Source organism: Novipirellula caenicola, from assembly GCF_039545035.1.
In the GTDB taxonomy this organism is placed as follows: Bacteria; Planctomycetota; Planctomycetia; order Pirellulales; family Pirellulaceae; genus Novipirellula; species Novipirellula caenicola.
In genome coordinates, this window is sequence record NZ_BAABRO010000004.1 from 434,259 (window position 1) to 447,987 (window position 13,729).

Annotated in this window: 14 protein-coding genes and 1 riboswitch; of the genes, 2 read left to right on the top strand and 12 right to left on the bottom strand. The window is 56.8% G+C overall.

Annotation, left to right across the window (positions count from 1 at the left end):
• Positions 1–194: 194 nt before the first annotated feature.
• Complete coding sequence (gene moaC / locus ABEA92_RS11200) at positions 195–704, top strand: cyclic pyranopterin monophosphate synthase MoaC (RefSeq protein ID WP_345683909.1); 510 nt, start codon at positions 195–197, stop codon at positions 702–704.
• Here moaC and ABEA92_RS11205 read toward each other — a convergent pair.
• The 12 genes from ABEA92_RS11205 to ABEA92_RS11260 all read right to left on the bottom strand — a co-directional run bounded on the left by ABEA92_RS11205 (position 677) and on the right by ABEA92_RS11260 (position 11,986).
• On the bottom strand, positions 677–1,279 hold the full coding sequence (locus tag ABEA92_RS11205) for a histidine phosphatase family protein (RefSeq protein ID WP_345683910.1): 603 nt from the start codon (positions 1,277–1,279) through the stop codon (positions 677–679). The genes moaC and ABEA92_RS11205 overlap by 28 nt on opposite strands.
• A complete protein-coding gene (locus ABEA92_RS11210) occupies positions 1,272–2,096 on the bottom strand; it encodes an adenosylcobinamide-GDP ribazoletransferase (protein WP_345683911.1) in 825 nt (274 codons plus the stop codon). Before ABEA92_RS11210 ends, ABEA92_RS11205 begins: the two co-directional genes overlap by 8 nt.
• The gene (cobT, locus tag ABEA92_RS11215; protein WP_345683912.1) at positions 2,093–3,124 is read right to left on the bottom strand and encodes a nicotinate-nucleotide--dimethylbenzimidazole phosphoribosyltransferase; all 1,032 of its coding nucleotides are present in this window, start codon (positions 3,122–3,124) and stop codon (positions 2,093–2,095) included. The genes ABEA92_RS11210 and cobT overlap by 4 nt, the downstream gene beginning before the upstream one ends.
• Positions 3,121–4,278: a pyridoxal phosphate-dependent aminotransferase gene (locus tag ABEA92_RS11220; protein ID WP_345683913.1), complete on the bottom strand. Its 1,158-nt coding sequence runs from the start codon at positions 4,276–4,278 to the stop codon at positions 3,121–3,123. The genes cobT and ABEA92_RS11220 overlap by 4 nt, the downstream gene beginning before the upstream one ends.
• Positions 4,275–5,216 (bottom strand): cobalamin biosynthesis protein, encoded by a 942-nt coding sequence (locus tag ABEA92_RS11225; protein ID WP_345683914.1) that lies wholly within the window; start codon positions 5,214–5,216, stop codon positions 4,275–4,277. The genes ABEA92_RS11220 and ABEA92_RS11225 overlap by 4 nt, the downstream gene beginning before the upstream one ends.
• Positions 5,209–6,039: an ABC transporter ATP-binding protein gene (locus tag ABEA92_RS11230; protein ID WP_345683915.1), complete on the bottom strand. Its 831-nt coding sequence runs from the start codon at positions 6,037–6,039 to the stop codon at positions 5,209–5,211. Before ABEA92_RS11230 ends, ABEA92_RS11225 begins: the two co-directional genes overlap by 8 nt.
• Positions 6,036–7,055, bottom strand: a complete 1,020-nt coding sequence (locus ABEA92_RS11235) for a FecCD family ABC transporter permease (protein WP_345683916.1) — start codon at positions 7,053–7,055, stop codon at positions 6,036–6,038. Before ABEA92_RS11235 ends, ABEA92_RS11230 begins: the two co-directional genes overlap by 4 nt.
• Positions 7,052–7,999 (bottom strand): ABC transporter substrate-binding protein, encoded by a 948-nt coding sequence (locus ABEA92_RS11240; protein ID WP_345683917.1) that lies wholly within the window; start codon positions 7,997–7,999, stop codon positions 7,052–7,054. The genes ABEA92_RS11235 and ABEA92_RS11240 overlap by 4 nt, the downstream gene beginning before the upstream one ends.
• A complete protein-coding gene (cobU, locus tag ABEA92_RS11245; protein ID WP_345684038.1) occupies positions 7,996–8,673 on the bottom strand; it encodes a bifunctional adenosylcobinamide kinase/adenosylcobinamide-phosphate guanylyltransferase in 678 nt (225 codons plus the stop codon). The genes ABEA92_RS11240 and cobU overlap by 4 nt, the downstream gene beginning before the upstream one ends.
• A 5-nt stretch (positions 8,674–8,678) precedes the next feature.
• Positions 8,679–9,308, bottom strand: a complete 630-nt coding sequence (cobO, locus tag ABEA92_RS11250) for a cob(I)yrinic acid a,c-diamide adenosyltransferase (protein WP_345683918.1) — start codon at positions 9,306–9,308, stop codon at positions 8,679–8,681.
• The gene (locus ABEA92_RS11255; RefSeq protein WP_345683919.1) at positions 9,305–10,840 is read right to left on the bottom strand and encodes a cobyric acid synthase; all 1,536 of its coding nucleotides are present in this window, start codon (positions 10,838–10,840) and stop codon (positions 9,305–9,307) included. The genes cobO and ABEA92_RS11255 overlap by 4 nt, the downstream gene beginning before the upstream one ends.
• Positions 10,841–10,972: 132 nt before the next feature.
• The gene (locus tag ABEA92_RS11260) at positions 10,973–11,986 is read right to left on the bottom strand and encodes a DUF1559 family PulG-like putative transporter (RefSeq protein WP_345683920.1); all 1,014 of its coding nucleotides are present in this window, start codon (positions 11,984–11,986) and stop codon (positions 10,973–10,975) included.
• Positions 11,987–12,182: 196 nt separating this feature from the next.
• Positions 12,183–12,382, bottom strand: a riboswitch (cobalamin riboswitch).
• 243 nt (positions 12,383–12,625) lie between these two features.
• On the opposite strand from ABEA92_RS11260, the gene ABEA92_RS11265 reads away from it, so the two are divergent.
• Positions 12,626–13,699 (top strand): polyprenyl synthetase family protein, encoded by a 1,074-nt coding sequence (locus ABEA92_RS11265; RefSeq protein ID WP_345683921.1) that lies wholly within the window; start codon positions 12,626–12,628, stop codon positions 13,697–13,699.
• Positions 13,700–13,729 lie beyond the last annotated feature (30 nt).

The following is a 13,729-nucleotide window of genomic DNA, read 5'->3' on the forward strand; positions in this document are numbered from 1 at the left end:
GGCTGAAACAAGTCGGTTCGCCGCTGATAGATGATCCTGAATGCCTCGATCAAAGACGTCGCACACCATCCCGAGGTGTGCGACGTTTTTTTATTTTCCAACCGAAAAATCGCGACGCGCTCCCGATAAAATGGATCCCTGCAGATTCGGTTTCAATGGGAAACCAGCTACCTCCTCGCAATTCGGATTCACCCTTGTCTCATTTTGATGCCTCGGGCAACGCCCACATGGTCGACGTGTCGGCCAAACCGGTCACCGTACGCGAAGCGATCGCGTCGGCTGAAATCGTGATGGCCCCGGCGACCGCCGAAGTGATCCGAGGATCCAAAGCCGCCAAAGGCGACGTGTTGGCCGTGGCCCGCTTGGCCGCAATCCAAGCAACCAAGTTGACCTCGCAACTGATTCCACTGTGCCATGCGATCCCGATCGAATCGGTCAACGTCGATTTCAGCTGGAAAGCCGATCACGAGTCCACCGCTGTCACCGGAGAGCTTCAGGCGACGCTGCTCTGTCATGTCACCGTGCGAACGTCCGCGAAGACCGGGGTCGAGATGGAAGCGATGACGGCGGCCTCGATCGCGGCGCTGACGGTCTATGACATGGTCAAATCGATCGACCGCGGGATCGAAATCGGGCCGGTGGTCTTGGAGGCTAAATCCGGGGGCAAGTCGGGCGATTACCGGCGTCCATCACGATTGACGTGAACCTTGCCGTCGCATCGATCCCACCACAACCGCATCGCTTCGAGCGGTTTCATCATCCACGGTTCCCACTGCGAAGCATGTAGATCCAAGCAGTGACCCGCCAGCGCCGCAATCGGTCCACTGTGGCTGATCGCGACCACCGTTCCCTCGGGTGTCGACTTGGTGACCGACGCGAACCAAGCTACGACTCGCGACTGCATCACACTCGTTGACTCGCCGCGAGGCGGGCGATAGGTCTCGGGTTGATGAATCAGACGATGAAAATCAGGATCGGCGACGTAGACCTCGTCCCAGCTTTTCCCCTGCCAATCGCCGTAGTCACGCTCACAAAGCCGCTTGTCCACGACGAGATTCATCGAGGGGAAATGATCCGCGATCATTCGTGCAAGCAGCTCAGTTCGCCGCACGCCGCTGTGGTAAATAGCGATCGGTTGTGACCGATGTTTCCAACGATCAGCGAGCCTTTGCGATTGCAGCAATCCAGCCTCGCTGAGCGGCACATCGCTCGCGCCATAACATATCGACTTCCAACGAGCCTCGACTTCGGCGTGTCGAATCATGATCAGCTCAGCCATGATGGATGCTCCACGTAGCCCCTATCAAGATGACAAGCTGAACTAGAAACGCACTGCACCCCAATAAATCACCGGTGGTGCCTTGAACGCGTGAAAGGATTTTGCGTCGAAACCACAGCAACACAATGAACGCAGCGAGGGTCGATCCGCACGCGGTCATCGGTGACAACCAAAACCATCCCACCCAAAGCGGCATCGTCATCAATGCCGACACGATCAGGGTCCGTGTTGTTTGCATCCCCGATACGTCCTTGGCTTGCGATTGCCGACTCGTAATGGGTGGCGCCGAAATCATCATGGCGATGATCGCGATGCGAGCGAGTGTTGACGCCGCCACGATGCTGGCCATCGCCCACATCCAACCGGCGGACAACAGCGTTGCAGTGGCGGCTACCCGCGCCCCCACCCCCACGACCAAACCAAGCGTCCCGTAGGTGCCCAGCCGACTGTCTTTCATGATTTCGAGCACTTGTTCGCGAGTCCATCCGCCGCCCAAAGCGTCACAAGTGTCGGCGAGTGCGTCTTCGTGAAACGCCCCCGTCAACAACGCTTCGATCCCGATCGCCAGGAATCCGCAGACCAGCGGCGAAAATCCAATCGACGTCGTCAATGCCACGGTCGCGGTGACAAGCCCGATCAATCCGCCAACCAGTGGAAAAAACAAGACCGATCGGCGGAGCGAGTGTGTGTAGGATTCGGGCGTTGCATCACCATCATGAGGAATCGGAATGCGAGTCAGGAACTGAACCGCGGTGAAGAAGTCCCGTCGCAATGACATGGCATCATCGTCGGCGATGGTCGTTTCGAGATTACTCATGGGTTTTCCAAATCATCCAAGGTTGCCATGTCATTGATCATCGCGGCGGCCAAATCGATCAGCGGAAGTGCCGCCAAAGCACCAGTGGCTTCGCCGAGTCGAAAGTTCAGATCCAGCAGCGGCGACAGCCCCAAATGCGATAGTGCCGCCCGATGTCCCGGTTCCGAAGAACAATGCCCCGCGATCATCCACTGCACGCTTCCTTGGCATATCGATTCCGCAAGAATCGCCGCTGCCGTCGCGATAAAACCATCCAGCACAATGGTCAAACCAAGATCGGCGGCACGTGCGTAGAACCCCGCCAACGCGACGATCTCCAATCCGCCAACTTGACGTCCCACTTGTTTTGCATCGGTGTCACCGAGTGAGCGAACTCGATGAATCGCGTCGCAGACCACGCCGCGTTTGCGAACCAATCCGGCGTCGTCAATTCCCGCCCCACGCCCGACGACTTGGGACGCGTCTACATCGGCAAGCAAACCGACGATGCAACTGGCCGAAGTGGTATTGCCGATTCCCATTTCGCCGCCGACGACCAAATGACATCCGGCGTTCGCGGCCGCTTCGGCTCGTCGTCCACCGACCTGCCAGACATAATCGAAATCGTCCTCCGTCATTGCCGGTTCGCATCGCAGATTACCGGTCCCACGTCGCTTCGCGGCATTGATAAACTGGACGCTTGACGACACAGACTCGACAGGATGCAACAAACCAACATCCACGACTTCGTAATCGCACTGTAGCGCTCGGGCGAACACCCCGCTGGCAGTTCGTTGTTGTTGCATCAAGCGGACGACCGATGCGGTCACTTCACTGGGCCACGCCGTTACCCCTTCACGCGTGACTCCATGATCGGCGGCGAAGACGACCGTGCGTCGCGGGGTCGTTTTCGGCGTCAACGTTTGCTGTGTCGTGCACAATTGATGCGACAGCGATTCGAGATCCCCCAAACTGCCTGGCGGTTTGCACAGTCGATTCAGACGATCACGAACCAGATCGCTGTAAACGTGGGTGACAGTATCGGTCATTGGATCCTCGGATCACGCAAAGAGGGCAGAGGGGATGGTGTTAAAGTTGGGGACGCCGACTTCGAAAGCAGTCGTGTCAGTGCCTCAACCAATCGGCGGTTGTGTGGCGGGGCAAGTACCGCGATTCGCAGAAAATCATCCAGTCCAAAGGAATGGCAATCACGGACCACCATGCCTTGGGTGATCAATTGCTTTCGGATTTGTGACGCATTGTTGACAGGCAGCAAAAAGAATCCTGTGTCACTCGCCAGCGGTGTCAGCGAGCGTACGGTCAACTCGCAAAGAAAATCCCGTTTCGCATCCTGCAAGCGTGCCATCGCTTCGCGGTAGTACGACACGTCTTGGATCGCGGCAACGCCAGCGGCTTGAGCGATGTTGTTGACCGACCATGGGATGCGGCGACCACGAAGCGTGCGGTGCAGGTTTTCCGGAAGCCTAGCGAACCCTAATCGCAATCCGGCGATGCAATAGGCTTTGGTCATTGAACGCAGCACCACCAAATTCTCATGCTCGGTGTCGAGCAGTGATTCGGTGTTCTCTGCAAATTCAATGTAGGACTCATCGACCACAAAGACCACCTGCGGGTGTCGCTGGATCAAATCGACGAGATCCGTTTTTGCGACACTCTGGCCGGTGGGGTTATTCGGATTGCATATCCAAACCACTTTGGGCGATGTTTGCGAAGAGACAGCTTGATCGATGACGTCCACATCCACGGCAAAGCCGTCGTTTGCTTCGGCGGTAACGAAACGCACCGTCCCGCCGGCGATACGCGTTGCCCGCTGGTACTCGGTGAACGTGGGTCCGACAATCAGCGTGTGCCGATGGGAATCCACGAACTCCGATGCCACCAAGTGAATCAATTCACTACATCCGTTGCCCACCAACAACGCTTCGCGATCAACGCCATACCGATTGGCAATCGCATCACGAAGCTCATTGCAATCGCGATCGGGATAACGGTCAAGCGGCGCCGACTCCACCGCTCGGCGAACACTCGGGGCAGGCCCAAATGGCAATAGATTGCTGCTAAAATCAAGCACGGTATCGATGGCAACGCCGTAGTGTGCTAGTTCACTTGGATCCAAGCCACCATGAACCGCTTCGGTGTGATGACCGCGGCTCAACACGTATTCAGAGCTGACTCGTCTCATAACGTTCTCCACATCAGCAACCCCGCGACGCTCAAGACAACGGCGGCGATGGCGGTTGTCCACAACATCGCGATCGATTGTTGGAGCGACCGGATGCCGGGCAGCGGTTGCCCCTCACCAAGACGATAGTGGTCTTGTTTTTCCAACACGATCCCCAACACGCCAGCCGCCGCACTCATCGGGTGCCCCGCGTTCGGGCTTGCCGTCAACGAATGGTCTCGCCACCAAATCGCAATCGCAGGATTGGTCCGGCGCACGTAGGGGGCATAGATCATCAGCATCACGAGAGCCGTTAATCGTGACGGAATCAAATTCAGAAGATCATCGATTTTTGCTGCGGGTTTGCCAAACCACTCGAGTTCCTGAGTGCGATAACCGAGCATCGCATCGGCCGTGTTGACGAATCGATACAGCAGTGCTCCGGGGAGTCCGGCGACGACAAAATAGAAAAGCGGAGCGATGAACGAGTCGCTTGTATTCTCGGCGACCGACTCAATCGTCGCAGCAGATAACTGAGACGCATCGAGCTTCGTCACATCGCGACTGACCAGATGATAGGCAACTTGGTGACGTGCTGTGTTTAGATCTTCGTTTGATAACGCCTTGGCAACGGATCCCGCGGCGCCCGCGAGTGAGCGAACGCTAAACGTGCTCTTCAACACCGCCGCTTGAACGAGGATGGCAAACCAGTGGGGGAAGTGTCGACAAGCGATCTGAATCAAGATTCCCACCGTGGCTACGATGACGGCGCCACCGGCGACCACCGCACATCCTTGCAGAAAACGGACTGAATTTTGCGTCGCGCGGCTTCGTTTACGTCCCCAACCAACAAAGCGTCCCATCCATGCAACGGGGTGCAGCGAATTGGGTGGGTCGCCCAGTACGCCATCGAGAACCACGGCGATTAGTAGGACGCAGACAGCGGTCACTTCACTCACGGGACGCTCCCTTGCCGTGGCGGTGTTGAGTTTCACTCGGACGCGACTCACCCAACGGAACGACAAAGGGGGTGCCATGAACGGGATGCTCGATCACCACCACCGAAACGCCAAAGGCCTGCTCGATAAGGTGCGGCTGCAAAACTTCTTGCGGCGAACCGAGCGCCAAAATGGAACGCTGCGACAGCAGTGCCAAACGGTCGCCGAACAACGCCGCATGGTTCAGGTCATGCAATGTCACCACGACGATTAGCCCCCGTTGCTTGGCCATCTGACGCACGCGATCGAGAACATCAAATTGAAATTTCAGGTCAAGCCCTGCGGTGGGTTCATCCAACAAAACAATCGGGGACGCTTGAGCCAATGCTCTCGCCAAGATCATTCGCCTCCATTCACCGCCGGACAACTCCGTAATCACACGATCTCGCAGTTCCATCAACCCGGCGGCCTCGAGCGATTGATCCACAATTTCAGAATCATCGCCGGTCAAAGGCATCCACCAACCGCGATGCGGTGTGCGGCCGAGTCGAACGACATCGATCACTCGCAGCGGCGTTCCCCGGTTCTCTTGCTGAGGCATGAACGCGATTGATTGAGCGAGCGCACGTCGCGACATCGTTTGGATATCGCGGCCGTCGACACCAACGACGCCATTTACCGGATTCAATTGGCGACTGAGCGATTGCAGCAGCGTCGTTTTACCCGCGCCGTTGGCTCCCAGCAGCACCAAGATTTCGCCTGCGCAAAATTCCAACGAGATCGAATCGAGAATCAAACGATCGGCGTACGAAAAAGTCAGCCCTTGGGCATAGAAACGAGTCATGATGCCAAGCCTCCTACTTTTGCACGCGTTTTGAGTAAAAACAGAAAGAAAGGGCAGCCGAGGATCGCAGTAACAATCCCCACCGGCAGCTCGGCCGGAGCCACAATCGTGCGTGCCAAACCGTCGGCAATCAATAACAAGGTGGCTCCCACCACTGCACTCATGGGAATCAAAAAGCGATGTCGCGGCCCCACCAGCGCTCGGGCAATATGGGGAGCGATCAAGCCAATGAATCCGATGATGCCAGCGGCGGCGACGGCGGCGGCCGTTGCCAAACTGGATCCCGTGACCATCAAAATGCGAAAGCGAACTAAGTCCAAGCCTAACGATTGAGAGGCAACGTCCCCGAGCGAGAACGCATCGAGTGCTCGCGACAAACTGAACAGAATGCTGAATCCCGCAAACGATGCGATGGCAGTCGCGAACACAACGTTCCAATCATTGTCCGCTAAACTGCCCATCAACCACGCCAGGATCACAACCACCTTTTCCTCATGCAAATACATCATCAGTGAAACCAGGGCGTTGATCATGCTGCTAAGTGCCACTCCGGCCAACAGCAGCGAAAGTGAAGAACCGTCGCGACCGACCGATCCAATCGCAAAGACGACGATCACCGCGAGAATCGATCCCAACAGGGCTGCGAGTGCGGTGCCGCCAAGCCCCATGACACTGACCTGAAACCCCGTGACCAACGCTAGTGTCACCCCCAACGCTGCGCCGCTGGAGGCACCAATCACGTACGGGTCGGCCAACGGATTACGGAACAAGGCTTGAAAACCGACGCCCGATATTCCAAGCGATCCGCCGACGAAACAAGCGGTCACGATGCGTGGCAAGCGGAGCTCCCACAAGATCGCCTGTTCGGTCGAAGTTAAACTGACGCCATCGCCGCCGATCAACCACTGCACGACGCTGGCGAGTCGAATGGGGATCGGCCCGACGATCAGACTGACTAACGCCAGCACCAACAACAGCACGCAGGAAGCGACAAGGACAAAAATACAACGGTTCAAAGATCGGATCCCTTCATCATCACCACTTGATCGGGATAAACCGCGGTGATCATTTGTTCGAGTGCATCGATCAGTCGCGGCCCGCAGCGTGAAACTTGATCGCCATCAATCAAGAAAACTTGTTGCTCGCGAATCGCAGCAATCTCGCTCCAACCTTGGCGTAAGAGCAATTGCTGAACACTGACTTGGTCAGCGTGGGTCGAGGGCGCCAAAATCACCTCGGGATTTCGATGCACCACCACTTCGCTGCTGACTTTGGGGTAGCGCACCGATGTGTCGGCAAAAATGTTTTTCATACCGCCAAGTGTCAGCAATTCGCCGATGAACGAATTCGGCCCCGCCGTCATCAGCGGATCGTCCCAAACCTCATAAAACACGCTTCGACGCTCACGCGGCGGTATCTGCTCGACCAACGAGGTCACGTGATCGAGTCGCGTCGTCATCGAATTCACTAACGCGTCGGCTTCGGATTCTCGGCCGAGAACCTTTCCTAGCAAGCGAGCTTCTTGAAACAGGGCTTGAAGGTTTTCGGGACCGATCGCGATCACGGGAATGCCGAGTCGCGTCAGCGGATCGACTAGCGGTTGATGGGTATCCCATTTGCAAAGCACGAGATCCGGCTGCAAGCTGAGAATGGTTTCACGACTAATGCTTTCCAACGTTCCGGCTCCCACGCGAGGCACCTCGGTGGCGGCATCGGGGTAATTGCAATGTTTCGTGGCCCCGACAACTTGAGGACCGGCACCGATGGCAAACAATAACTCCGTCGTCGATGGGGATAGCGAAACGATCCGTCGTGGTATCGCTTCGAACCGCAGCTCGCGATCCAAGCGATCAACGACCACGACGCTGGCACCCGTAGGAGGCGCGGGCCTCTGTGGCGAGTGGTCGTGGCAACCAAGGATGGCCAACAACAAGCTGAGGATAATAACGTTCTGAGTCATCGAATCTCCTTGGTGCTCGTCGCCTGTAAATGGCTCGACGCTTGCTGCACCGTGGTCGCAATCGCAGACACCTCGACGGGTAATCCCGCCACCATCAAGTAGGTCGCGGTGGCGTGGGCCGCAAGCGTTTGGTTGGCTCGTCCTAACAAGTCTCGGAACTGACGTCCGAGCGAGTACTCCGGCACGATCCCCATGCCGACTTCGCCGGAGACGACGATCAGATGCACGCAGTGACGTTCGGCGAATTGAATCAATTCATCCACTTCGGTTTCCAAACGACTTTCGATCGACGCGTCCGTGGCTTCGATGACAGGTTCGCGTGGGGCCTGATTATCCTTGTGGAGGGGATCGTGCACAGGATCCTCGCTCAGCATCACATTGCTGGTTAAAAGCGTCAGACAATCCACCAGCACCACCGCGGGCAGCGATGGCATCGCGGCTAACGTTTTACCGATACCGCGAGTCCGTTCGAGTGTCTGCCACGTCGCAGGGCGTGACCGGCGGTGCAGTTCGATCCTTTGCAACATTTCTTGGTCGCCCACTTCGGCGGTGGCCACAAACAGCACGTCGTCATGGCCCAGCTCGAGCGCCAAGGAGTGTGCAAATTGGCTCTTGCCACTTCGCACACCGCCTAGGACCAAGGTCAGCGTTCCTTTGCGTTGGGGGTGAAGCATGTCGCTCAAAACTCGACTCCGCGTTGGGGTTTCACACCGTGCCCGTACGGGTGTTTGATGACTTTCATTTCGGAAACGAGGTCGGCGATTTCGATCAATTCGGGACTTGCGTTGCGGCCGGTCAAAACGACATGCAACATTTGTCGTTTCTGCTTCAATTCATCGATGACTCGCGTAATCGCTACATAGTCATATTTGGTCGCGATGTTCAATTCATCGAGGATCACCATGTCGAACGATGGATCTCGCATCAATTCGACTGCTTTTTGCCAGCCTTTTTCAGCGGTTGCGATATCCCGCTCGCGGTCTTGCGTTTTCCAAGTGAACCCTTCCCCGAGCGTGTGCATTTCGACGGGTAGATCGAGCTTGGCAAAAAACGCGGCCTCCCCGGTCGGGATCGCTCCTTTGATGAACTGGACGATCCCGACCTTCATCCCTTGCCCGAGTGCCCGGATCGCCATCCCAAACGCCGCAGTCGATTTTCCTTTGCCGGCTCCGGTGTGAACGATGATCAACCCTTTTTCGATCGTTGCTTTGGCAAGCTTCCGATCGGCAGCCTCGTTGATGCGAACCATCTTCGCTTTGTGTTCTTGGTTAACGTCGCGTTCTTGGTGTCCGTCGTTTGCTGGATTCATTTAGAAGTCTCCTGATGCCAGATAATCTGTTCGAGTTGTTGGATGTCGATATGCGATTCAAAGGCGTCCGCAAGCCGATCCAGCGATGTGGTCAGAACGTCGTCGGCATTGACCGAGGACGAGTCTTGCGAAAATGTTTGGAATGTTCTCAGCCATGCATGACGAAAGGCGTCGTTGTGAAACAGACCGTGCAGGTAACAGCCCCACACGCGACCATCGGCGGAACGGGCACCGTCCGATGCGTTCGCAGGCGGCACCGATCCAGTCGACAAATTTGCTCGCTGAAGCCATGTCGATTGCGAAACCGTTTGGCCCACATGAATCTCGTAGCCGCGGACCCGTTGTCCCTGTGTACCGGGCGCGATTGCGTCGTCGGTAATTTGAGTTTCGACTTGAAAGGTTTGTTTTTCGTGCTGAAACGTCGTCTCGATCTCGAGCAACCCGAGACCCTCGACACGGCTGCGAACATGTTCGAGATGATGAGGGTTGTTGATTCGGCGACCGAGCATTTGATAGCCGCCGCAGATCCCAACTACCCTGGATCCCTGGTCATGGGACGCCATGATGCACTGCTGCAATCCGGTTGATCGCAGCCAATCCAAATCCGCGATCGTATTTTTGGTGCCTGGCAGAATAATCAGATCGGGGCGTCCGAACGATCCCGACGAACGAACGTAACGGAGCGACACGCCCGGTTCATTCTCCAGTGGATCGAAGTCGTCAAAATTTGCGATGTGAGGGAACTGAATGACGACCACATTGATCCCGCCGGCGTCGCACGTGGGTGCAGGGTTGAAAGATTTCTCGGACAGCGTGGCCGCGTCTTCTTCGGGCAACCGCAGCGAATCGATCCAGGGCAAGACGCCTAGAACAGGAACCTCGCCTCGCGTTTGGAGCATCTCGACACCGCGATCAAACAGCCGTAAATCACCACGAAACTTGTTGACAATTAGCCCCCGCACGAGTGCTCGATCTTCGGGCGTTAACAACCAAAGGGTACCCAGCAGCTGAGCAAACACACCGCCTCGTTCGATGTCGCCCACCAGCAGCACAGGCGATTGGCAATAACGAGCGACTGACATGTTGACCATTTCGACATCGGCGAGGTTGAGTTCCGCCGGGCTGCCGGCCCCTTCGATCACGACCAATTCATATTCGTCTCGCATCCGATCCAATGCATCGGTAACCACACCCCAGTATTCGCTGCGACGGCGGAAGTAAGCTGCCGCTGCGAGCGATCCGAGCGGTCGACCGTTGACAATCACTTGCGAATGCGAGTCCCCCTCGGGTTTCAGCAAGATCGGATTCATATCGGCGGTCGGGGGCGCCCCTGCGGCGATCGCTTGCAGAGCTTGAGAACGCCCAATCTCGGATCCGTCCGCGCAAACGGCAGCGTTATTGGACATGTTTTGAGCCTTGAACGGAGCAACGCGGACACCCCGACGCGCAAAGCAACGACAGATCGCCGCAGTCAGCAAACTCTTGCCCGCCGACGAGCTCGTTCCTTGGATCATCAATGTCTTGGCGGTCATCGTTGTCTCACTTTCATTGCTGCAATTTTTTCGTGCCTTGCTTCCCGCCAAGCCGAACGAACACTTCCCGTCGAGCCAAATGAACGCTCACCGCCCCAGTGGAAGCAAGGCAAAGCTTGTCCGAGGATCGGCTTAGTCCAACGTCACCACTTCGTGTCCATTGCGGCTCACAAGTGCGACAAGCTGATCGATGGGCAGCGAGCTCGTCAAAAACCGCACCGAACCATCGGCGACCAAGGTTTGTGCCCCACCGACATGAAACGAGTAGACTTCGTTGTCGTTGCTGCAATTGATCGAACACGATCCTGGGCGGATCGCGGTGTTGCCTTCGGGCGTTGCCCCATCCACGGTGAAGCCTTTGTTATGACTGGCCCACACGCCGCCGGTTGGAAACGGACGCGTGACACTGGAACTGCCGCTCCACGTTTTCGGAGACGCCCCATCGCCGACGAGTCGACCGTTTTGGAAAAGTTCGGGTCGACCGGCACACTCGACAACGAGCAGGGTGTTTGACAGACCATCGATAACATCCGATAGCCGCACGGCGGTCGATTTTAAGATCCCACAATTCCGAGGATCATGCAGTTGCTGCGATGCGGGCAACACGGCGTTGAGCTGCGTCCCAACGCCACCGACGTTGGCGTAATCGGTTGTTGCACCGTCGTAAAAGTCACGAGCGGACAATGTGTACGAGGTCGTCGTGGCATTGGCGTAATCGACCAGCACGGTCCATTCGAAACCACGACGATCGGGAACCGACGGACAGCTCATGGCGGGCACTTTGGCGCTGACCGCGTCCGCGTTTTGCGGATCGTGCCAGTGGTAATTTCCATCAAAGGATTGGAACAGGCCATCTTGTTCAATGAATGGAAGCACCGCCGTGAACCAACTGCCGCGTTTGGTAATGAACCCTTTTCCTTGACTCGGAGAGGACGATTGCGCTGGCCAAACCCGATACGCGGACTCGTAATTGTGCAGTGCCAATCCGATCTGTTTCAGATTGTTTCCACACTGCATTCGTCTCGCCGCCTCGCGGGCGGCCTGGACCGCGGGCAATAGCAGCCCGACTAAGACGCCGATGATTGCGATCACCACCAGCAATTCGACCAACGTGAAACCTTGTGACCGACAATAACGCTTGCTCATCTTGTTCCTCGAGTGAATGAGCGGAGGCGTGAACCTCCGGCGCAGCCCCCCCGGCAGGATCAATCGATCACGTATCACGACTCTGGCGCAGACAAACGAAGATCGCATCACGCCCACATTGCGGTCGCGATACCAATTCCCGAAATCATCAAGGTAGAGACGCGATAGTTCCCAATTCCCCGAGGGTACTACCACAACTAAAAATGACGTTTGGGCAGGTCTTCTGGCTCCCGGATTATTTGTCCCCCACGCCTTCCCGAGGTCGATTCGACCACAGTGGCATTGTGCGGGGTTCATTTCCGGTTACAGCGGCGGGACCGCAACGGATTTGCACCGTTTTCCCTATTCTCTGAAGCGACGACAGGTCGATTCAGCACCCAAGTCTTGCCGAAGTATGCGGCTCGAAAGCGTCGATGTCAACGAGAGCTCGGCGGGGCGTGAGAGGCTAAGCCCTATCGCCAAAACCGCGATTTGTTGCCAAGCTATGGCTGGAATTAACGTCGCGGCTAGAAATCGTTAAATTTCTAGCAAGCTAGCGGGGGGATTGTCGGTTGCTTCGCGTGCTTTATTGCGGTTCCATCGGAATGTGGTATGCCGCATCGGCTCGTCCATCCTGTTTCACTTTACGGTTTCGCCGAAATGGATTCGACCTCAACCTTTCACGCTGCTCAATTGACGACGGAAAATCATCGCGAATCTCGCCCTAGCGAATCCAACGGCCACGCGATTTCGGGTGCCTTGGCCGACCAATTTGCCAAGTTGTATGGCCCGGTCGCCGCAGAGCTTCTGCTTGTCGAAAAACGATTCCACCAAGAGCTGCAGTCGCCCTATGAATCGCTCGTCCCGGTGCTCCGCCACGGTACTCAACTAGGCGGAAAACGGCTGCGACCCGCGATGTTGCTGTTGGCCGCCTCGGCCGTTGGATCGGTCCGCGAGGACCACGTGGTGCTGGGGGCGGTGATCGAAATGGTGCACACCGCCACGCTGATCCACGATGACGTCCTGGACGATGCGGATACCCGCCGGCATGTGCCCACGGTCAACGCCAAGTGGAACAATCACACCAGCATCTTGTTGGGCGACTACCTGTTTGCCCAAAGCTTTCGCTTGGCGGCGACCTTGCCCTCGACCGAAGCATGTCGCTGGATCGGCGAAGCGGCGCGATTGGTGTGCGAAGGCGAAATGCGGCAAGTGTTGAAGCGAGATGTATTGGATATCGACGAGACGACCTACATCGAGATGATTCAGGGTAAGACCGCCGAACTGTGCCGAGTCGCCTGCCAATTGGGATCCCATTTCGCTGATGGCAGCCCCGAAGTCACCACATCGCTTGCTGAGTACGGAGACTCACTTGGCATCGCCTTTCAGATTGCCGATGACTACCTCGATCTATGGGGTAGCGACGAGCGCGTCGGAAAGACGCTCGGGACCGATCTTCAGCAGGGCAAAATCACCTTGCCGGTCATTCGACTTTTGCAAACCGCCGACGAAGCGAGACGAAACCAGATTCTACAATTGTTGGCCGAGCCAAGTCGTCGCCGCACCGAGACGATCATGCCTTGGTTGGACCAAAGCGATGCTCGCCAATACACACGAGAAACCGCGTTGCAGTATCAACGCAAAGCGATCACGGCGCTTGACGTGTTGGCGGATTCTCCCGCCAAAGCGTCGCTCAATGCGATTGCCGAATTTGCCGTCAATCGCCGCTTCTAAGCAAGTCGTTCGATTATGACCGGGCGGCTC

Excerpts from the sequence above, each read along its gene's own strand:
- ABEA92_RS11205 (WP_345683910.1), bottom strand. The coding sequence starts at position 1,279 with ATGGCTGAGCTGATCATGATTCGACACGCCGAAGTCGAGGCTCGTTGG.
- ABEA92_RS11210 (WP_345683911.1), bottom strand. The coding sequence starts at position 2,096 with ATGAGTAATCTCGAAACGACCATCGCCGACGATGATGCCATGTCATTG.
- cobT (WP_345683912.1), bottom strand. The coding sequence starts at position 3,124 with ATGACCGATACTGTCACCCACGTTTACAGCGATCTGGTTCGTGATCGT.
- ABEA92_RS11220 (WP_345683913.1), bottom strand. The coding sequence starts at position 4,278 with ATGAGACGAGTCAGCTCTGAATACGTGTTGAGCCGCGGTCATCACACC.
- ABEA92_RS11230 (WP_345683915.1), bottom strand. The coding sequence starts at position 6,039 with ATGACTCGTTTCTATGCCCAAGGGCTGACTTTTTCGTACGCCGATCGT.
- ABEA92_RS11240 (WP_345683917.1), bottom strand. The coding sequence starts at position 7,999 with ATGACTCAGAACGTTATTATCCTCAGCTTGTTGTTGGCCATCCTTGGT.
- cobU (WP_345684038.1), bottom strand. The coding sequence starts at position 8,673 with ATGCTTCACCCCCAACGCAAAGGAACGCTGACCTTGGTCCTAGGCGGT.
- cobO (WP_345683918.1), bottom strand. The coding sequence starts at position 9,308 with ATGAATCCAGCAAACGACGGACACCAAGAACGCGACGTTAACCAAGAA.
- ABEA92_RS11255 (WP_345683919.1), bottom strand. The coding sequence starts at position 10,840 with ATGACCGCCAAGACATTGATGATCCAAGGAACGAGCTCGTCGGCGGGC.
- ABEA92_RS11260 (WP_345683920.1), bottom strand. The coding sequence starts at position 11,986 with ATGAGCAAGCGTTATTGTCGGTCACAAGGTTTCACGTTGGTCGAATTG.
- ABEA92_RS11265 (WP_345683921.1), top strand. The coding sequence starts at position 12,626 with ATGGATTCGACCTCAACCTTTCACGCTGCTCAATTGACGACGGAAAAT.